This window comes from Williamsia sp. Y721, assembly GCF_059683565.1.
Map to the genome: position 1 here is coordinate 1,541,822 of NZ_JCASNH010000001.1, position 18,752 is coordinate 1,560,573.

The 18,752-nt window shown below is 64.4% G+C and carries 15 protein-coding genes; 11 read left to right on the forward strand and 4 right to left on the reverse strand.

What is annotated here, in order from left to right:
• Window positions 1–30: 30 nt before the first annotated feature.
• Window positions 31–804, forward strand: a complete 774-nt coding sequence (locus AC56PL_RS06865; RefSeq protein ID WP_497153321.1) for a hypothetical protein — start codon at window positions 31–33, stop codon at window positions 802–804.
• Window positions 805–824: 20 nt separating this feature from the next.
• On the opposite strand, the gene treY is transcribed toward AC56PL_RS06865, so the two are convergent.
• The 3 genes from treY to AC56PL_RS06880 form a co-directional block, all read right to left on the reverse strand.
• Window positions 825–3,158, reverse strand: coding sequence for a malto-oligosyltrehalose synthase (gene treY, locus AC56PL_RS06870; RefSeq protein WP_497153322.1), 2,334 nt, complete (start codon window positions 3,156–3,158; stop codon window positions 825–827).
• A complete protein-coding gene (glgX, locus tag AC56PL_RS06875) occupies window positions 3,158–5,578 on the reverse strand; it encodes a glycogen debranching protein GlgX (RefSeq protein ID WP_497153580.1) in 2,421 nt (806 codons plus the stop codon). The genes treY and glgX overlap by 1 nt, the downstream gene beginning before the upstream one ends.
• A gap of 186 nt (window positions 5,579–5,764) precedes the next feature.
• On the reverse strand, window positions 5,765–8,005 hold the full coding sequence (locus AC56PL_RS06880) for an acyltransferase family protein (protein ID WP_497153323.1): 2,241 nt from the start codon (window positions 8,003–8,005) through the stop codon (window positions 5,765–5,767).
• 153 nt (window positions 8,006–8,158) lie between these two features.
• On the opposite strand from AC56PL_RS06880, the gene AC56PL_RS06885 reads away from it, so the two are divergent.
• The 7 genes from AC56PL_RS06885 (at window position 8,159) to AC56PL_RS06915 (ending at window position 14,783) form a co-directional block, all read left to right on the forward strand.
• Window positions 8,159–9,517, forward strand: a complete 1,359-nt coding sequence (locus AC56PL_RS06885) for an adenosylmethionine--8-amino-7-oxononanoate transaminase (protein WP_495515593.1) — start codon at window positions 8,159–8,161, stop codon at window positions 9,515–9,517.
• 5 nt (window positions 9,518–9,522) lie between these two features.
• The gene (locus AC56PL_RS06890) at window positions 9,523–10,671 is read left to right on the forward strand and encodes an 8-amino-7-oxononanoate synthase (protein ID WP_497153581.1); all 1,149 of its coding nucleotides are present in this window, start codon (window positions 9,523–9,525) and stop codon (window positions 10,669–10,671) included.
• A gap of 18 nt (window positions 10,672–10,689) precedes the next feature.
• On the forward strand, window positions 10,690–11,355 hold the full coding sequence (gene bioD, locus AC56PL_RS06895) for a dethiobiotin synthase (RefSeq protein WP_497153324.1): 666 nt from the start codon (window positions 10,690–10,692) through the stop codon (window positions 11,353–11,355).
• A gap of 75 nt (window positions 11,356–11,430) precedes the next feature.
• The gene (gene bioB, locus AC56PL_RS06900) at window positions 11,431–12,444 is read left to right on the forward strand and encodes a biotin synthase BioB (RefSeq protein ID WP_495515595.1); all 1,014 of its coding nucleotides are present in this window, start codon (window positions 11,431–11,433) and stop codon (window positions 12,442–12,444) included.
• Between the two features lie 14 nt (window positions 12,445–12,458).
• Window positions 12,459–12,695: a biotin synthase auxiliary protein BsaP gene (gene bsaP, locus AC56PL_RS06905; RefSeq protein ID WP_482145730.1), complete on the forward strand. Its 237-nt coding sequence runs from the start codon at window positions 12,459–12,461 to the stop codon at window positions 12,693–12,695.
• A gap of 17 nt (window positions 12,696–12,712) precedes the next feature.
• A complete protein-coding gene (locus tag AC56PL_RS06910) occupies window positions 12,713–13,264 on the forward strand; it encodes a DUF2567 domain-containing protein (RefSeq protein WP_497153325.1) in 552 nt (183 codons plus the stop codon).
• Between the two features lie 31 nt (window positions 13,265–13,295).
• Window positions 13,296–14,783 carry an MFS transporter gene (locus AC56PL_RS06915; RefSeq protein ID WP_497153326.1) on the forward strand — a complete coding sequence of 496 codons (1,488 nt, stop codon included), beginning with the start codon at window positions 13,296–13,298 and terminating at the stop codon, window positions 14,781–14,783.
• A 28-nt stretch (window positions 14,784–14,811) separates the two neighbouring features.
• Here AC56PL_RS06915 and AC56PL_RS06920 read toward each other — a convergent pair whose 3' ends face one another.
• Window positions 14,812–15,507, reverse strand: a complete 696-nt coding sequence (locus AC56PL_RS06920) for an NUDIX domain-containing protein (protein WP_495515598.1) — start codon at window positions 15,505–15,507, stop codon at window positions 14,812–14,814.
• Between the two features lie 192 nt (window positions 15,508–15,699).
• Between AC56PL_RS06920 and nadA the strand changes: the two genes are divergently transcribed.
• From nadA to AC56PL_RS06935, 3 genes are all read left to right on the forward strand, one after another.
• Window positions 15,700–16,719 carry a quinolinate synthase NadA gene (gene nadA, locus AC56PL_RS06925; protein ID WP_495515599.1) on the forward strand — a complete coding sequence of 340 codons (1,020 nt, stop codon included), beginning with the start codon at window positions 15,700–15,702 and terminating at the stop codon, window positions 16,717–16,719.
• Window positions 16,716–17,582, forward strand: a complete 867-nt coding sequence (gene nadC, locus AC56PL_RS06930) for a carboxylating nicotinate-nucleotide diphosphorylase (RefSeq protein ID WP_495515600.1) — start codon at window positions 16,716–16,718, stop codon at window positions 17,580–17,582. The genes nadA and nadC overlap by 4 nt, the downstream gene beginning before the upstream one ends.
• Before the next feature lie 126 nt (window positions 17,583–17,708).
• Window positions 17,709–18,749: an alcohol dehydrogenase catalytic domain-containing protein gene (locus AC56PL_RS06935; RefSeq protein ID WP_495515601.1), complete on the forward strand. Its 1,041-nt coding sequence runs from the start codon at window positions 17,709–17,711 to the stop codon at window positions 18,747–18,749.
• Window positions 18,750–18,752: the final 3 nt, after the last annotated feature.

Sequence of the window (18,752 nt, forward strand, 5' to 3'; positions counted from 1 at the left end):
CCGAAAATTGTTATGAGGTAGAAACGCCCTATGGCCGAGAACAACAAGCCCGAATCCGAAGCTGAGTCCACCGAGGGTGTCTCGATGAGCAAGAAGCCGACCGGGAAGCCGCGCCGCAAAGCGGTGGGTTCTGAGGCCGACGTCCCGGCTGACACCGCAGTGCCGGGGCGCGTCGTCAGCGAATCGAATACGAAGAGCGGCAAGCAGATCACCATCAGCGTTGCGGTTGTCGGAAAGATCCTTGCCGGTGCTGTGGTTGTTGCGCTGTTGGGGGCCGTGATCTTCTTCGGCATCAACTGGAAGTCGGACAAGGCAAAGCTCGACGCCGCATCAGATGCCAAGTCCGCGTCTGACTACTTCGTCACCCAGCTGCTCGATTCGATGAACACCACCACCGCCGGCGAGTACGTCAATCGGATGTCGCCGCTGACCGTAGGTGCCTTCCGGGACAACCTGCTCAACGAGCGGGAGAAGACCCAGACCGACATCGCGTCGATGCAACTCAAGATCACGCCCGAGATCTGGTCGTCGGGTGTGGTGTCGAATACGACTGATACGGCGACAACCCTGGTGGTCGCCGAGATCACCGGCACCAGCAGTGTCGCGACCACCCCGGTCACCAACCTGGGCATGTTCCAGCTGACCCTGGAGAAGCACGACGGGAAATGGCTGGTGTCCCAGATGGATCCGGGTCCGTCCAGCACCGGTGCCGGTTCAGCGGATCCGAACGCAGGCGTGGATCCTGGTGCCACCGCGCCGGCTCCGACCACCGAGCCCGCACCGGCGCCCGCTCCGGCCGGTTGATCGGACAGGTACTCCCCGAATCAGATCCGTTCGAGGATCGCGACCGCGGTTCCGAAGCGCGCGATCTGCACGGTTCCGGACATATCGCTGCCGGTCAGGAGTTCTCGCCAGGTACCGGGGGGTAGATCGAGTGTTGTCTGTTCCCAATGCTGTTGGTCCAGGCTCACCGTCCAGCGGCATCCGACCAGGATCACCGAGACGTCCGCGCCGGGTTCGCTGCGTCCGAATGCGATGACGTGCGCGGCTGCGGGTCCGTCCGCCGACAACGGGTGGTACTCGCCTGCGGTGAACACCTCAGGACGTCGGCGGCGCAATTGTGCTGCGGTGCGCACGATCACCACCTTGGGGTGGTCGACCGACTGCGTGTAGTCGACCTGGCGACGGTTGTCGGGATCAACGAGTGAATCGTCGAACCATTCGGTGCCCTGGTAGACGTCGGGGACTCCCGGCGTCAACATGGCCAGCGCCTTGTGTAGGAGCGCGTCGGATTCGACGTGTGATCGAACAACTTCCAGTAGGTCGGTCAGGTCTTTGGCGCAGGGCCCGTCGAAGATGTTGTCGATCCACGCATGCACTGCCGACTCGAAGGTGGTGTCGACCTGGGTCCAGGTTGTGCCGACCGCACCTTCACGGATGGCCTTTGTCGCGTATTCATGGAAGCGGTCTCGCAGGTCGTCGGTGATCACGCCGTCCACGGGCCAGATGCCGAAGAGGTTCTGCCGCAGGAACAGTCCGGTGACTCCGTCGGGCGCCGGGTTACGGGTCTGTGATCGATCCACCAATTCGGTCCAGCGCGCGGGGATCTGGGACAGCACGCCGATACGGGTGCGGACGTCCTCGCTGCGTTTGGTGTCGTGTGTCGAGAGTGTGGTCAGGGCCCGGGGCCAGGCGGCGGCCCGTTCGACGTTGATGCGGTGGAACTCTTCGATCGAGTCGGCGAATGTGCCCGGATCGCCGCCGACTTCCTGCAGGGCCACCAGTCGGGCGGTCCGGTAGAAGAGGCAGTCCTCAACACTTTTGGCGGTGACGGCACCGCAGACCTGCGCCAGACGTGCTCTCGCCTCGGCGTCGGAGTCGACGGCCGCACCGATGAGGTCGAACGCTCCACTCAACGCGGGTAGCCGTTGCTTTTCGGTGGTCAGTACAGACTCCAGGGTTCCGGCCAGAACCGGGTAGTCGCTGCGGTATACGCCGAGGGAAGCGATCACCGCGCCGATCGCGGAGTCGACTTCGGCCGCGGAAGGTGCCGGGGTATCGGGAGATGTGCCGGCTGCGAAGGCCAATAGTGTGCGCCGGAGCCGAGCACGTTCGGCAGGGAAGGTGTCGGACAGGATCGACAACTTCAGATGCCGCTCGGTGGCCTCGATCCATCGGTGGTCACCGCGGTCGCCCGCGTACCGTTGATGGAGATCACCCAGGGGCTCTTCGCCATTCGGGTCGACGAGAACAGCTCCGACGGAACGCAACATCTCGTACCCGGTGGTGCCGTCCACCGGCAACGACGGATCGAGCGGTTCACCTTTGGAGAGGATTTTCTCGACCAGCAGGATGCGGTCCGGTCCGAGGTCGTCGCGGAGGTTGCGCAGATAACCTTGCGGGTCGGCCAGACCGTCGGGATGATCAACCCGGATCCCGTCGACCAGATCTTCCTCGATGAGTTGCCGGACCAGGGTGTGGGTGGCCGCATACACGGCCGGATCTTCTTGCCGCAGTCCGGCGAGCCCGTTCACGGAGAAGAAGCGGCGATAACCGAGGACACCGATGTTCCACGGCACCAACCGATATGACTGTCTGTCATGCACTGCGACCGCTGATTCCCGCGCCTGTGGGTCGTGGGTTCGGGGAGCGAGTGGAAAGCGGTGTTCATAGAACGCGAGCTCGGGCTCCGGGCCGGAGGTATCGACCTCCAGGGCATCGAGGTCGTCGGGTGAACCCAGAACGGGCAGAGCGATTTTGCCGTCGGCCCCGTTGTCCGTCGACCAGTCGATGTCGAAATACGGCGCGAACTCAGAGTTGGCACCCAGTCGTAGTACGTCCCACCACCACGGGTTCTGCCGCGGGTCCTCGACGCCGGTGTGGTTGGGCACGATGTCGATGATCAACCCGATGCCGCGATCGGCGGCTGCGCGACGCAATTCCCGGAGACCGTCGATGCCGCCGAGTGTGGGGGAGACCTCGGGAGGCGGCACCCAGTCGTAACCGTGCGCCGATCCCTTCTGAGCGGTCTGCACCGGCGACAGGTACAGGTGGCTGATCCCCAATGCCGCATAATGATCGAGATTTCCGACGGCGTCGGCGAATGTGAAACCACTGTTCAGCTGAAGGCGATAAGTGGCGGTGGGAGGCAGGATCATCAGTTCACCTTGCGCAGGACCAGCAACGACCTTCCGGTGACAAGGACGGGGGTCCCGGCCTTGGCGATGACCGCGCTGTCACCGAGGGGATGCGCGGTGTCGAGTACACCCGCCCACTCGTTGGCGTAGAAGGTTGTGGGGAGCTGGAATGCGATCGGCTCGTAATGCGCGTTGAAGCACATCAGGAAGTCGTTGTCCTGGACCACCCGTCCACGAATGTCCTTCTCGCCGATGGCCGAACCGTTCAGGAACACCGCGAGGGACTTTCCGAAACCGCTGTCCCAATCCTCTTCGGTCATCTCGTGGCCCGACGGGGTGAGCCACGCGATGTCGCGAGGCTCGTCCCCGGAACGGATGGGCCGTCCCGCGAAGAACCTCCGACGACGGAACACCGGATGCTCTTTGCGGAGTTCTATGACCCGGGCAGTGAAATCGACAAGTTCGGAATTGGTCTCTGCCAGAGACCAATCCATCCAGGCCAGAGGGCCGTCCTGGCAGTAGACGTTGTTGTTGCCCTGTTGCGTCCGGCCGATCTCATCTCCGTGGGCGATCATCGGGGTGCCCTGGCTGAGCATCAGGGTGGCCAGGATGTTCCGCTGCTGGCGAGCCCGCAGGTTTTCGATCACCGGATCATCGGTCGGACCCTCGACCCCACAGTTCCACGACCGGTTGTGACTCTCGCCGTCCCGGTTGTCCTCGCCGTTCGCCTCGTTGTGTTTTTCGTTGTACGACACCAGGTCTCGCAACGTGAAGCCGTCGTGCGCGGTGACGAAGTTGATGCTGGCGCTGGGGCGACGTCCGGTCGCCTCGTAGAGATCAGATGAACCGGTGAGCCGGGACGCGAACTCGCCAAGAGTTGCCGGTTCGCCCCGCCAGTAGTCGCGCACGGTGTCGCGGTACTTGCCGTTCCATTCGGTCCACAGGCCCGGGAAGTTGCCGACCTGGTAGCCGCCTTCGCCGATATCCCACGGCTCGGCGATGAGTTTGACCTGGCTGACCACCGGATCCTGTTGCACGAGATCAAAGAACGCCGACAGGCGATCCACATCGTGTAGTTCTCGGGCCAGGGTCGAGGCTAGGTCGAAACGGAATCCGTCGACATGCATTTCGAGAACCCAGTACCGAAGGGAGTCCATGATCAGCTGCAGGGTGTGCGGATGCCGGGCGTTGAGACTGTTGCCTGTTCCGGTGTAATCCATGTAGGCCCAGGGCTCGTCATCGACGATCCGGTAGTAGGCGGCATTGTCGATGCCGCGGAAGGCGATCGTCGGTCCCATGTGGTTGCCCTCGGCGGTGTGGTTGTAGACCACATCGAGGATGACCTCGATACCCGCGTCGTGGAATGCCCGGACCATGGCCTTGAACTCGGGCACCGCGGCGCCGGCCCGCTTGTTCGACGCATAGTCGGCGTGGGGTGCCAGGAATCCGAAACTGTTGTAGCCCCAGTAGTTTCGCAGGCCCTGATCGAGCAGCGTCTGGTCCTGCAGGAACTGGTGCACCGGCATCAGTTCGATCGCTGTGACGCCGAGCTTTGTCAGGTGGTCGATGATCGCCGGATGCGCCAGCCCCGCATAGGTTCCGCGGAGTTGTTCCGGGACCTCGGGATGGGTGGCCGTCATACCCTTGACGTGGGCCTCGTATATGACGGTCTCGTAGTACGGACGGTTGGGCGCGCGGTCATTCTGCCAGTCGAAGAATGGGTTGATCACGACCGAGGTCATGGTGTGTCCCAACGAATCCAGGCGCGGAGGATCTCCGAACAGTGGGTCGGGCTGCTCGGATTCCGGCTCTGCCTCGGGCTCGGCAACGGCGTCCTCGGCGTCGGTCTCGGCGGTTGCCACCTCCGCGGTGTCGATGAGGTCTTCGGATTCGCTCGAGAGTTCGGTCGCGGTGTCGGTGACCTGGACCTCGACCGCACTGGCGGCCATGGTCTCGGCGACGGATTCATCTGTTGACGAGTCGGTTTCGTCTCCGGTTGATTCCCCGGACGAAGGTTCGGAAGCGGCCGGTTCGGGAGCCGGGGGATCGAGAGCGATCGGATACGAATACAGCGACGCATCGCCGTCGAACTCTCCGTGAAACGACTTGCCATACGGGTCGACGAGGAGCTTGGACGGGTCACATCGCAGACCTTGCCGGGGATCGTAAGGTCCGTGGACGCGGTAACCGTATCGCTGCCCTGGAGAGATCGTGGCCAGGTATGCGTGCCAGACGTAGCCGTCGACCTCTTCGAGCTCGATACGCGTCTCTGAGCCGTCTTTGCTGATCAGACACAGCTCGACCTTGGTCGCAACCTCAGAGAACAGCGAGAAGTTGGTTCCGGTGCCGTCGAACGTGGCGCCGAGCGGGTAGGCCGTACCCGGCCACACCATGAGTTCTTCGACCTCTTCGGTGATGGCGGCGCCGCTCTGCGCGGGCATCGCGGTCGGTGTGTCCGATTCTGGCGTACTCACCTCGGTGGATACTTTGTCGCCGGCGTCCTCCGTGAGCGCACCACCGTCAGGCGTCGTCATCTGCACTCTCGTTTACTCATGTCCATGACCCTACTGGGACGCGGGCCGAGCGGCACTCGGAGCACAGGGCAGCACCGTGGCGCAACCTGCTGGTTACGTCCAGGGTAGGGCGGCCTGCATCTGACGCTGCAATTCCGGGATCAGGCTACGGATGAAGGTGGCACTGAGGTGGTGCCAATCCTTGTAGACGGTGATGTTTCCCACGACAGCGGGACATGTTGTGTCGTCGCACAATCCCGCGGTGATATCGAGCGGATGCAGATTCGGGTAGTCGGGCACCACGTCAAGCGCCGGATCGGTAGGCGCCAATGCCCACGCGCGGGACGTGCTGCAGTCGTCGTTGGAACTCTTCGATAGGCAGTCCGGGGTGTTGATGGCTCCGTCATCGTTGTGCGGCCAGGGGGTGTCGCGTATGCCCAGGACCGGGATGTCGGCGGCGGCGAACTGGGCGAAGATCGGCAGGTAGTCGTCGGGAACCCAGTCGCCGGGATCGTTGTCGCGAGGCCGGGTCGAGTTGGTGAACACCGCGTCGGGCCGGTCGGCGATGATCATCGGCATCACCTTGTCGACCCACGCGCGGCATTGCGGGTAGGGGACTCCGGACTGCTTGGGTTCTGCCTCGGCGGTCAGGGGGCACCCCATCTTCAGATAGGTCCTGACCTTGAAGTGGTTCTGCTTGCCGAGGATGTCGAGTGCAGTGATCCACATCTCGGCATGAGAACCGCCTGCCAGCGCAATTGTTTTGGTGGCCTGCAGATCTCCGTACTCACCGATGTGGACGTCGCCGTCATCGAAGTCACTGATGTGCCCGTTGAACGAGGTTGCGGGCAGGTCCATGACAACTGCCAGCGGCGAGGGCTGCGGATCGACGTGGGGTACTGCGACACCGTCGAGGAGTGCGCGTGCACCGGGGTAGACGCGAGTATCGAGGTTCGTGGTGTCGACGGTCAGATTGGTCGCGTGGCTCTCCCACGCCTTGATCCCGGCAGTCATCACGATGGCGCCGACCAGCAGGAGGCTGCCTGCGATCGTCGAGTAGTTCAGCAGACGACTACGCCACGGGCGCACTGGCGTGGCGTGGGCGGGCTGATGGCGCAGCGGGGGCGTCCCCTCGGACGGTGGGCTGTTCTTCCCAGCGCCTTGTCCGGTTCCGTGTCCGTGAACGGACACCGAACGCGGTGCCCGCAGCGGATCCTCGATGTAACGCTTTGTCAGCCAGGCCAACGCGATCGAGAGCGCGATCAGGGCGGTGCCCTCGAGGACCGATGCGTCGTTCTTGTCGCGCCAGCTCAGATAGAAGATGAGCAGCGGCCAGTGCCACAGATAGAGCGCATACGAGATCGAGCCGAGCCAGACCATCTGCCGGCCGGCCAGGGCATTGCTGACCGCGGGTCGGTCGACCGACGACCCACGCCGGACCGCGTTGTTGCCGGACCAGATGATCGCCAACGTGGAGAGCACCGGAACCAGGGCCCACGGTCCGGGGTACTGCTCGACACCCACGATCCACCAGCCGCAGCTGATGATCAGGCCGAGTGCGACGATCGCGACCAGGTTGCGGATCGCGTTGGGGACACGCCACTTCGGCATCCACACGGCGAGCAGGCCGCCGGCCAGCGGCTCCCAGGCGCGCGAGATGGTGTCGTAGTAGTTGAACTGCTGGTTCACGCCCATCCGCATATGCGCCCAGTAGAACGACACCGCGGCAACGCCGAGGATCGCCACACCGATGACCACCCGGATCACCGTCGGGTCGGCAAGTTTCTTGAATCCGGACCGAACCAGCAACTTGATGGCACCGGCAAATGCGAGCGCGGTGAGCATCGTGACCACGAAGAACTGACCCTGCACCGACATCGACCACAGGTGCTGCAACGGGCTGTTGGCCGAGCTTGCCGCGGTGTAGTCCTGGGAATTGAAGGCCAGGAACCAGTTCTGGTAGTAGAACAGGCTCGCGATGACCTCACGTCCGGTGGCGAGCCACCGGGTTTCCGGGAAGATCAGCAGCATCCCGAGGCTGATGACGATCAGGATCGCCACCATTGCGGGTAGCAGGCGTCGGGCCAGCCGCGTCAGGCGTTGGACCGGGTTGACGGTCTCCCACAGTGTGGTCCGCTCGTCCTGGCTGACGATGGTGTGCCGCAGGAGCGAGCCGACAAAGAAGTAGCCCGAGAGGGTCAGGAAGACATCGACGCCACCGGAAACCCGGCCGAACCAGATGTGAAAGCAGGCCACGAGGACGATCGCGAGGCCACGGAGTCCGTCGAGGTCGGTGCGGTAGGTCGGCACCGTGTCGGGGGGAACCGTGGCGTTCCGCGTGTCAACGCTGGGCATAGCAGTCAATGGTCTGGTATCTCGTTTGTTCGGGGTCTGCGGCGCGTTAGTCGGAACGCAGCAATTCGTTCGGCTGTCCAGCCACGTAATGTACCTGCCTTAGATCAGAATCCCCGGCTCAGATCCACCGCGCGCCCTCACTAGTGTGGATCCGTGCCCAACTTTCCCGACACTTCGAACGAATCGGCTGCGCGCTCCGCAGCGGAGATCAGCAGGCTCGATTCCGAGCTGATCTGGCATCCGTACGGCACGATGCCGCATTCGGCGCCGGTCCCGCGGGTGGTGCGCTCGGCCGAAGGCGTGCGACTGACGTTCGCCGACGGGACCACGGTGGTCGACGGGATGAGTTCGTGGTGGGCGGCGATCCACGGCTATCGCAATCCGGTGCTCGACAATGCTGCGCGCACCCAGCTCGACTCGATGGCGCACGTGATGTTCGGTGGCCTGACGCACGAGCCCGCGGCCCGATTGGCCGAGTTGCTGGTGGAGATCACCCCGGAAACATTGCGCACCGTGTTCTTCTCGGACTCGGGATCGGTGTCCGTCGAAGTCGCGGTGAAGATGGCTCTGCAGTACTGGCGGGCTCGGGGCACAACAGGTCGAAACAGGCTCTTGACCTGGCGCGGCGGCTATCACGGTGACACGTTCACACCGATGAGCGTCTGCGATCCCGAAGGTGGGATGCACTCACTGTGGACCGACGTGCTGACCCGGCAGGTCTTTGCGCCCGCGCCGCCTGCCGATTTCGAGGCCGACTACGTCGGCGAGTTCGAAGAGCTGGTGATCGCGCATCGGGACGAGCTGGCCGCGGTCATCGTGGAACCGGTGGTGCAGGGTGCCGGAGGGATGCGTTTCCACGACCCCCACTACCTCGTCGAGCTTCGCCGAATCTGCGACGAGCAGGGGGTGTTGCTGATCTTCGATGAGATCGCCACCGGATTCGGTCGGACCGGAGAATTGTTCGCCGCCGACCACGTGGGCGTCTCGCCCGACATCATGTGCGTCGGCAAAGCGTTGACCGGCGGCTATGTGTCGATGGCAGCAACTCTGTGCACACGTGAGATTGCCGACACCATCTCGGGTTCGGCCGTCGGAGTGCTCGCGCACGGCCCCACATTCATGGCCAATCCCTTGGCGTCGGCCATCGCGGTCGCCTCGACCGAACTGTTGCTCGAATCGCCATGGCGCGATCGGGTCGCCCGGATATCGGCGGCTCTGGCCACCGGGCTGGCGCCGCTGTCGGAGCTGCCAGGGGTGCGGGAGGTACGCGTCCTCGGGGCCATCGGAGTGGTGCAGGTCGACGACCCCGTCGACATGGCGGTTGCGACGGATGCTGCCGTGGATGCCGGCGTCTGGTTGCGACCGTTCCGCGACCTCGTCTACACGATGCCTCCGTATATCTGTACCGAAGCCGACATCGACACACTGATCGGTGGAGTGAGTGCGTCCGTACGCGCCGCGGTGGCGGGCCATGCCACAACATCTGGCTCTATGAGAGGCTTCTCACAGTGAACCCGCTGACGCCGAACTCCGCCGATATCGACACCGCGCTGGACTGGCTCCATGAGGCCGCCGACGTTCGCGCGGCGGAAGGCCTGCACCGGACGTTGGTGCCGCGTGGGACCGACGACCGGTTGCTGAACCTGGCGTCCAATGACTACCTGGGGTTGTCCCGCCATCGGGACGTCATCGCGGCCGCACACGAAGCGCTCGATCTGTGGGGTGCCGGATCGACATCGTCGCGTCTGGTCACCGGAACCACCGAGATCCACGAATCGCTCGAGAACGACCTCGCGGATTTCCTCGGTTATGAAGCGGCCCTGGTGTTCTCGTCCGGCTACCTCGGCAACATCGCGGCCGTGTCGGCGCTGATGGGTCGCGGCGACCTGATCGTCTCCGACGGGGGTTCGCACGCATCACTGATCGACGGGTGCCGTCTGTCGCGGGCCCGGGTGGTCGTCGTCGACCGCGGTGACCACGCGGCGGTGCGACGGGAATTGGAAGGGCGCAGCGAGCAGCGGGCGATGGTGGTCACCGACTCCGTGTACTCCATCGATGGTGCGATCGCCCCGGTTGCCGAGTTGTATGCAGCGGCCCGCGCCAACGGTGCGGTGCTGCTGGTGGATGAGGCCCACGCCTTTGGGGTTCGAGGCACCGGCGGTCGCGGGGTTCTGGACGAAGCCGGACTTGCCGGCGCCCCCGACATCGTCACCACCGCGGTTCTCTCGAAATCGCTTGGCTCGCAAGGCGGTGTGGTCCTCGGATCGACGATGGTCCGCGATCATCTGATCGATCGCGCCCGCACATTCATCTTCGACACCGGTCTGGCGCCCGCCGCAGCCGGTGCCGCGCAGGCCGCGTTGCGAGTTCTGCGCGCGCAGCCTGATCTGGCAACTCGCGTGCGTGCCAACGCTGCCCGGCTCGCGAGCCTGTGTGGGGGCACGGAGTCGGAGGCGGCGGTTGTCTCGATCATCATCGGCGATCCGGCCAAGGCGTACGCGGCCGCGCAACGTTGTCGCGACCGCGGAGTGCTTGTCGGGTGCTTCCGTCCGCCGTCGGTGCCACCGGGCACGTCGCGGCTGCGTCTGACCGTTCGCGCAGATCTCTCCGATGACGACATCACCCGAGTGGCCGAGGTCGTCACGGCCGTACTCGCCGAGATCTGAGGGCGCACTGTGAGACTCGTGATCACCGGGACCTCGACCGAGGTCGGTAAGACCGTGGCAACCGCCGCGGTGGCAGCTGCGGCCATGGCTGCGGGGGCGAGCGTGGCCGTGTGCAAACCGGCGCAGACCGGGGTCGGGCCGGGCGAACCCGGCGATGTCGACGAGGTGATCCGGCTCGCGGGGGTCACCGCCACCTCCGAGCTCTACCGCTTTCGTGATCCGCTGGCACCGTCTCGTGCGGCCGCACGTGAAGGTGCCGCACCGGTGGATCTGCAGGTGATCATCGACGGCATTCGCCGGTTGGATTCGCACCACCTCACGCTGGTGGAGGGTGCCGGAGGGGTACTGGTACGGCTGGCACCTGACATCACCATGCTCGACGTTGCGGCCGGGATCGGTGCGCCGCTGCTGGTTGTCGCCGCTGCCGGGCTCGGCACGCTCAACCACACAGAGCTCACCACGTCGGCGATCAAGGCCGCCGGCCTCGAGTGCTCCGGCATCGTCATCGGCTCGTGGCCATCGCAGCCGGGTCTGGCCGAACTGTGCAACCTCGACGACCTGCCGGCCCTGACGGGGGTCCCGGTGGTCGGGCGGATCCCCGCGGGAGCCGGAAGCCTACCGCGCAGTAGTTTTACTTCGCAGGCATCTGGATGGTTTGATCCGAATTGGCTTGCGGGTCTGTGACCCACTGCCGGGTACCCGGTGTGCGTGATGATGCACACTGAGACCTCAACGTTCGCGACAAAAGGGAGGCCCCACGTGACCCAGGCGCCAGTACGTACCGACATACTCGACGTCGCACGTGAGCAGGTGTTGGAACGCGGGGAGGGGCTCAACCAGGAGCAGACGCTGCAGGTATTGCAGTTGTCCGATGACCGGTTGACCGATCTGCTGCAACTCGCTCATGACGTACGGATGAAGCATTGCGGTCCAGAGGTCGAGGTGGAAGGCATCATCTCCCTCAAGACCGGCGGCTGTCCCGAGGACTGCCACTTCTGTTCACAATCAGGACTGTTTGCCTCGCCGGTTCGCAGTGCCTGGATCGACATCCCGGCATTGGTCGAAGCCGCCAAGCAGACCGCCAAATCGGGTGCCACCGAGTTCTGCATCGTGGCCGCCGTACGTGGACCCGACAAGCGCCTGATGGCGCAGGTGGCCGCAGGCATCGAGGCCATCCGGGCCGAGGTCGACATCCAGATCGCGTGCAGCCTGGGCATGCTGACCCAGGAACAGGTCGATGAGCTCAAGGCGATGGGGGTCCATCGCTACAACCACAACCTGGAGACCGCGCGGTCGCATTTCCCGAACGTGGTCACCACCCATAGCTGGGAAGAGCGTTTCGGCACGCTGAAGATGATCCGCGAGGCCGGGATGGAGGTGTGCTGCGGCGGCATCCTCGGAATGGGTGAGAGCCTCGAGCAGCGCGCCGAGTTCGCCGCGGACCTGGCTGCACTCGATCCCGACGAGGTTCCGCTGAACTTCCTGAACCCGCGTCCCGGAACCCCGTTCGGCGACCTCGATGTGTTGCCTGCGGCCGAAGCGCTCAAGGCTGTTGCCGCGTTCCGATTGGCACTTCCGCGCACCATCCTGCGTTTCGCGGGAGGACGCGAGATCACGCTGGGTGATCTGGGTGCCAAACAGGGCATCCTTGGCGGGATCAACGCAGTCATCGTGGGCAACTACCTGACCACGTTGGGCCGTCCTGCCGAAACCGATCTGGATCTGCTCGACGAGCTGCAGATGCCGATCAAGGCACTCAACGACTCGATTTGATCAGCGATCAGACGATGAGCGACATCCCGACTCCGTTGGCCGTCCCGATGGTCTACGGCGTGTACACCGGGGTGAAGCTCGATGTCGAGGACCCCGATTCGATTCCGCGGGCGGCGCAGCTCGGGCTCGAGCCACCGCGCTACTGCGGACAGTGTGGCAGGCGGATGGTGGTCCAGGTTCGCCCTGACGGCTGGTCGGCGCGGTGTTCGCGGCACGGTACCGTCGATTCGGTGGAGCTGTATCAACGTTGACCGGCAGGGTTCGGTCTGTGGGCTTTGTCTCGGCAGGTGTGGTGCTTGCCGGGATTTTATGGGGTCTGATCTGGGGTTTGTTGACCCCGGGCATCGAAGGGCGCATGGTCGCGCCGGATCGCGCTGTCGCAACGGGTGATGCCACGTCGGAGTTCACGGCCATCGGCTTGTACTTCTCGGTCGCCCTGATCGCCGGCGTGGTCCTAGCGGTGGTCTTCTGGATGCCGCCGCGACTGCGGGGGCCTGCCGGTGTCACCGGTTTGGCGTTCGGTGCGATCGCCTCCGGTGTGGTCGCGGTCTGGGTCGGAGACCTGGTGGCCCGTCAGCGTTTCCCCGGGCGCGACGGGGTGGCCGTCGGCGACGAGTTCACGCAGGCACCGAGCCTGCGTATCGCGGGGGCCTACCTCGACTTCGGGGGAGGGATCGGGTTCTCCTGGGCGTTGCTGGTCATCGCACCGCTGACCGCGATGCTGACCTATGTGGTGCTGGTGGTCATGAATCGGTCCGGTGATCTGGGATTCCCGGACGAGACGATCGCGCTGGACGCACCGGCGGTCCGTGTCGGATGACACGCCGGCAGGGTGACCCGCCGCACAGGCGATGGTCGAGCAGCAGCACAATTACTGGGTGACCTCAGCAACGGTGCTCAGTCCTCGTCGTAAGACCGCGATTCTGGTGACCTGCTGTCTGAGCCTGCTGATCGTGACGATGGACGCGACCATCGTCAACGTGGCGATCCCGTCGATACGTGCGGATTTTGATGCCAGTGCGTCGCAGCTGCAATGGGTCATCGACATCTACACCCTGGTGTTGGCCAGCCTGCTGCTCTTGGCCGGGACGATGGCCGACAAGTTCGGTCGCCGTCGCGTGTTCCAGATCGGTCTGACCACCTTTGCGCTCGGTTCGCTGCTCTGCAGTCTGGCCCCGAGCATCGAGGTGCTGATCGCGGCCCGCTTCGTCCAGGCCATCGGCGGTTCGATGCTCAACCCTGTCGCGATGTCGATCATCACCAACACCTTCCCTGGCCGGGTGGAGAGGGCTCGGGCGGTCGGGGTGTGGGGCGCGGTGGTGGGTATCTCGATGGCTCTGGGGCCGATCGTCGGCGGCACCGCGATCAAACTCTTCAGCTGGGAAGCGGTGTTCTGGATCAACCTGCCGATCTGCGTGATCGCGGTGGTGGCCACCGCACTTGTTGTGCCAGAGTCGAAGTCGCTGCACGTGCGTAGTCTCGACCCGGTCGGTCAGACGCTGGCGGTGGTCTTCATGGCAGGCCTGGTCTTCGGGCTGATCGAAGGACCCTCGATGGGTTGGACCGATCCGGCGACGATCGGGATCTTTGCGATCACGGTGGTGGCGTTCGGGACGTTCTGTCGCTACGAACTGCGTCACCACGACCCGTTCATCGACCTACGGTTCTTCCGCAGCATTCCGTTCTCGGCCGCCACGGTGAACGGGATCTGCGCTTTTGCGGCCTATGGGGCTTTCCTCTTCGTGGTGTCGATCTACCTGCAGAGCATCCGCGGATTCAGCCCGATCGAGACCGGGCTGATGTTCCTGCCGTTGGCGGCGGGGACGCTGCTCTTCTCTCCACTGTCCGGGCGGCTGGTCGGGCACTACGGCACCCGGCCCTCGCTGGTCGCTGCCGGGACACTCCTGACGGTTGCGTCCGTATTGATGTCGACGATCGACGATGTGACACCGGTCTGGCAGCTGCTCATCACCTTTGGCTTGTTCGGAATCGGTTTCGGCATGGTCAACGCGCCCATCACCACCGGCGCGGTCAGCGGCATGCCAAGGGATCGGGCCGGGGCGGCTTCGGCGATCGCATCCACCAGCAGGCAGATCGGCGTGAGTATCGGTGTGGCGTTGTCGGGTGCGATGGCGGGTTCGGTGATCGCGGGCGACCGCGGGACGTCATCGGCTTCGGACATGGCGCCGTTGTGGTGGGTCGCCGCCGGACTGGGTGCGATCATCCTGGCAAGCGGCATCTACTCGACCACGAGGAAGTCGTTGCAGACGGCAGACCGCGTGGCGGACCTGTTCGCCGAAGCGGGGGAGCAGCCGGAGACACGCCCGGTGGGCAAGTAACACAGCGTCTTTGGCCCGACTGGAGGGGCTACATGGGTGGGCGCAGTGTTGCGAACTCGTCGGTGATGCGCAGTTGTTTGTCGGCAAAGCGGTACAGAGCGGGCGGCCGTCCACCCGACGGACCGGTTCGGCCGACGGTTCCGGTCGCGGTGATCACGCCGCGGCGCGAGAGGATACGCAGCAGATTGGTCGAGTCCACCGGATAGCCAAGGGCTGCGCAGTAGATGTCGCTCAGGGCCGACATCGAGAACTCGGCGGGCGCGAGTGCGAACGCGATATTGGTGTACGAGAGCTTGGCGGCCAACCTCGAGCGCGCCCGTTCGACGATTTGGCGGTGATCAAAACTGATCTCCGGAAGATCTGAGACCGGGTGCCAGCGGGTGTCCGGCGGCAGGTTCGGTCGCGAATCCGACGGCACCATGCCGAGGTAGGACGACGCGATCACCCGCGGTCCGGGGATGCGGTCGGGTTCGGAGAACACGGACAGCTGCTCGAGGTGGGCCACCTGGCGTAGGTCCACCTTTTCGGCGAGCTGTCGCAAGGCTGACGACTTGAGGTCCTCGTCATCCTGCAAACCGCCACCGGGCAGCGACCATGAACCGGCCTGGGGATCAAAAGCGCGCTGCCACAACAAGACCGACAGCACGGGCGGCTCGCCGGCTTGATGCTCGCGGACTTGGAACACGGCACAGAGGACTTCATGGAAGACACTCGGCGACGGCATGGCTGCGAGTGTAGTGGGTGCGCTGCGGCACCCCGGACCAGGCGTGACCGGGGTATCGCAGGGGCGGAGTGTGAGGGTGCGCACATGCCGGGTGCTAGGATCGGGGGAGGTTTTCGATCTACAGTCGAAAACCCCAGCCCATAGCCCAGGCCGGCCACCGACGACCGGCGCCAGGAACAGGAGGTGGTTGTCATGACAACCACGTCACTCACTCTCGGATCGACCGAGCCTCTTTACACCGGGGTCGAGCCGACGCCGGAATGGTTCGCCGAGATCAAAAGTCTCGCCAAGAAGCGCAACGCCACGTTGCTGGCGCACAACTACCAGCTCCCGGCCATCCAGGACGTCGCTGATCACGTAGGGGATTCGCTCGCGCTGTCGCGGATAGCGGCCGAGGCCGAAACCGACGAGATCATCTTCTGCGGTGTGCACTTCATGGCCGAGACCGCCAAGATCCTGAGCCCGGACAAGCGGGTGCTCATCCCGGACGAGCGGGCCGGCTGTTCGCTGGCCGACTCGATCACCGCAGATGACCTGCGGGCGTGGAAGGCCGACTACCCCGATGCGGTGGTGGTCTCGTACGTCAACACCACCGCCGAGGTGAAGGGCCTGACGGACATCTGCTGCACCTCGTCCAACGCGGTCGACGTGGTGGCCTCGATCGACCCCGACCGGGAAGTCCTGTTCCTGCCGGACCAGTTCCTCGGCGCTCACGTCAAACGTGAGACGGGTCGCGAGAACATGCAGATCTGGGCGGGTGAATGCCACGTTCACGCCGGCATCAACGGTGACGAACTGACCGCCAAGTCGCGGTCGCACCCCGACGCCGAGCTGTTTGTTCACCCTGAGTGTGGTTGCGCCACATCGGCTTTGTACCTGGCAGGCGAGGGCTTTGTACCCGCTGATCGGGTGAAGATCCTCTCGACCGGCGGTATGCTCGACGCGGCAAGGGAGACCGGCGCAAAGCAGGTGCTGGTCGCCACCGAGGTCGGCATGTTGCATCAGTTGCGCAAGGCCGCGCCGAATGTCGACTTCCAGGCGGTCAACGACCGGGCGTCGTGCCCCTACATGAAGATGATCACCCCGGCTGCGCTGCTGCGTTGCCTCCGTGAGGGCAAAGACGAGGTTCATGTGGCACCCGACGTCGCCGAGAAGGCACGCCGCAGCGTCCAACGGATGATCGAGATCGGTAACCCGGGGTCGGGGGAGTGACGGGCAATCCCGCCGGTACCGCTGAGGTCAAGGCGCTCATCGCGATCGCACTCGACGAGGATCTGCGCTACGGACCCGATATCACCACAGCTGCAACGGTTCCCGAAGGCGCCGTGGCAACCGCGGTGCTCTCGAGCCGCCGGCCCGGTGTGCTCGCGGGCCTCGATGTGGCGCTGCAGGTGTTCGATGAGGTCATCGGTGCCGGTGACTACGAGGTCCTCGACCGTCTAGACGATGGTGCAGAGCTCGAGGCCGGATCTGCGGTCGCAACACTGCGCGGTCCGGTCGCCGGATTGCTGGTGGCCGAACGGACCGCGCTGAATCTGTTGTGCCATCTGTCCGGCATCGCCAGTGCCACCGCGGTGTGGGTGTCCGAGGTCGAGGGCACGCACGCCAAGGTTCGGGATTCACGAAAAACGTTGCCGGGCATGCGGTCTCTGCAGAAGTACGCGGTGCGCTGCGGTGGTGGACAGAACCATCGGATGGGTCTCGGCGATGAGGCGCTCATCAAGGACAACCACGTCGCAGCCGCCGGATCGGTCACCGCGGCACTCAATGCAGTACGTGCCGCTGCCCCGGACATCACCTGCGAGGTCGAGGTCGACAGTCTCGAACAGCTCGACGAAGCTCTGGCTCTGGGCGCCGAACTTGTTCTCTTGGACAACTTTCCGCTCTGGCAGACCCAGGTTGCGGTGCAGCGGCGCAACACCCGGTCGCCGTCCACCAAGCTCGAGAGCTCGGGCGGACTGACGGTCGACGTCGCCGGAGATTACGCCCGCACCGGCGTCGACTACCTCGCCGTGGGCGGACTCACACACTCGGTGACCGCCCTCGATATCGGGTTCGACTGGATCGGCGACTGACTGTCGACAAACCTGCGTGGGTGGGGACCTGTGGTGCACGTCGCATTCGTTAGCCGAGGACATATGCGTATGTACGCTTGAATGCGCGGTTCAACATCGCAATCCCCACATTCTCGGAGGTATATCTTGCCGACCATCAACGCCTACGCCGCTCCATCTGCGAAGGGTGCGCTGGTCCCGATGACAATCGAGACCCGTGACGTAGGTCCGGCCGACGTGCGGATCGCCATCGCCTTCGCCGGTATCTGCCACTCCGACATCCACACGGTGCGCGACGAATGGGGACAGGCGCAGTATCCGGTGGTGCCCGGTCACGAGATCTCGGGCACAGTCGCCGAGATCGGCTCGGAGGTGACGAAGTACAAGGTCGGCGATCGCGTCGGCGTCGGCTGTTTTGTCGACTCCTGCCGCGAGTGTGAGCCCTGCCTGCAGGGCGACGAGCAGTACTGCGAGAAGGGCATGGTCGGCACGTACAACGCGGTCGGCCGGGATGGAAAGGTCACCACCGGTGGCTACGCCCAGGAAGTCGTGGTCGACGAGAACTACGTCCTACGCATCCCCGAGGGGCTGCCGTTGGACGTCGCAGCGCCGTTGTTGTGCGCGGGTATCACCACGTATTCACCGCTGAGCCATTGGAACGCCGGACCCGGCAAGCGTGTCGCGATCATCGGACTCGGTGGCCTCGGCCACATGGGTGTGAAGATCGCCCATGCCATGGGCGCCGAGGTCAGCGTGATCTCGCAGTCGCTGAAGAAGATGGAAGACGGACTCCGGTTGGGTGCGCAGAACTACTACGCGACCGACAATCCCGAGACGTTCACCGAACTCCGTGGAAAGTTCGATCTGATCCTGAACACGGTCTCCGCCAACTTCGACATCAACAAGTACCTGTCGATGCTTGCCGTCGGTGGCACTTTGGTCGAGTTGGGCCTGCCGGAGAACCCGATTTCGGTGGCGGCCATGACGTTGGTGTCCAAGCGGCGTTCGCTGGCCGGGTCACTGATCGGTGGAATCGCCGAAACCCAGGAGATGCTCGACTTCTGCGCAGAGCACAACCTGGGTGCCGAGATCGAGGTGATCGACGCCTCACAGATCAACGAGGCCTACGAGCGGGTGGTGGCTTCGGACGTCCGCTACCGATTTGTGATCGACACCGCAACGCTCTGACCG

What these genes read in the sequence shown, in the direction of transcription:
- AC56PL_RS06865 (WP_497153321.1), top strand. Translation starts at nt 31, where the DNA reads ATGGCCGAGAACAACAAGCCCGAATCCGAAGCTGAGTCCACCGAGGGT.
- treY (WP_497153322.1), bottom strand. Translation starts at nt 3,158, where the DNA reads ATGATCCTGCCTCCCACCGCCACTTATCGCCTTCAGCTGAACAGTGGT.
- glgX (WP_497153580.1), bottom strand. Translation starts at nt 5,578, where the DNA reads ATGCCCGCGCAGAGCGGCGCCGCCATCACCGAAGAGGTCGAAGAACTC.
- AC56PL_RS06880 (WP_497153323.1), bottom strand. Translation starts at nt 8,005, where the DNA reads ATGCCCAGCGTTGACACGCGGAACGCCACGGTTCCCCCCGACACGGTG.
- bsaP (WP_482145730.1), top strand. Translation starts at nt 12,459, where the DNA reads ATGAGCGACATCCCGACTCCGTTGGCCGTCCCGATGGTCTACGGCGTG.
- AC56PL_RS06915 (WP_497153326.1), top strand. Translation starts at nt 13,296, where the DNA reads ATGGTCGAGCAGCAGCACAATTACTGGGTGACCTCAGCAACGGTGCTC.
- AC56PL_RS06920 (WP_495515598.1), bottom strand. Translation starts at nt 15,507, where the DNA reads ATGCCGTCGCCGAGTGTCTTCCATGAAGTCCTCTGTGCCGTGTTCCAA.
- nadA (WP_495515599.1), top strand. Translation starts at nt 15,700, where the DNA reads ATGACAACCACGTCACTCACTCTCGGATCGACCGAGCCTCTTTACACC.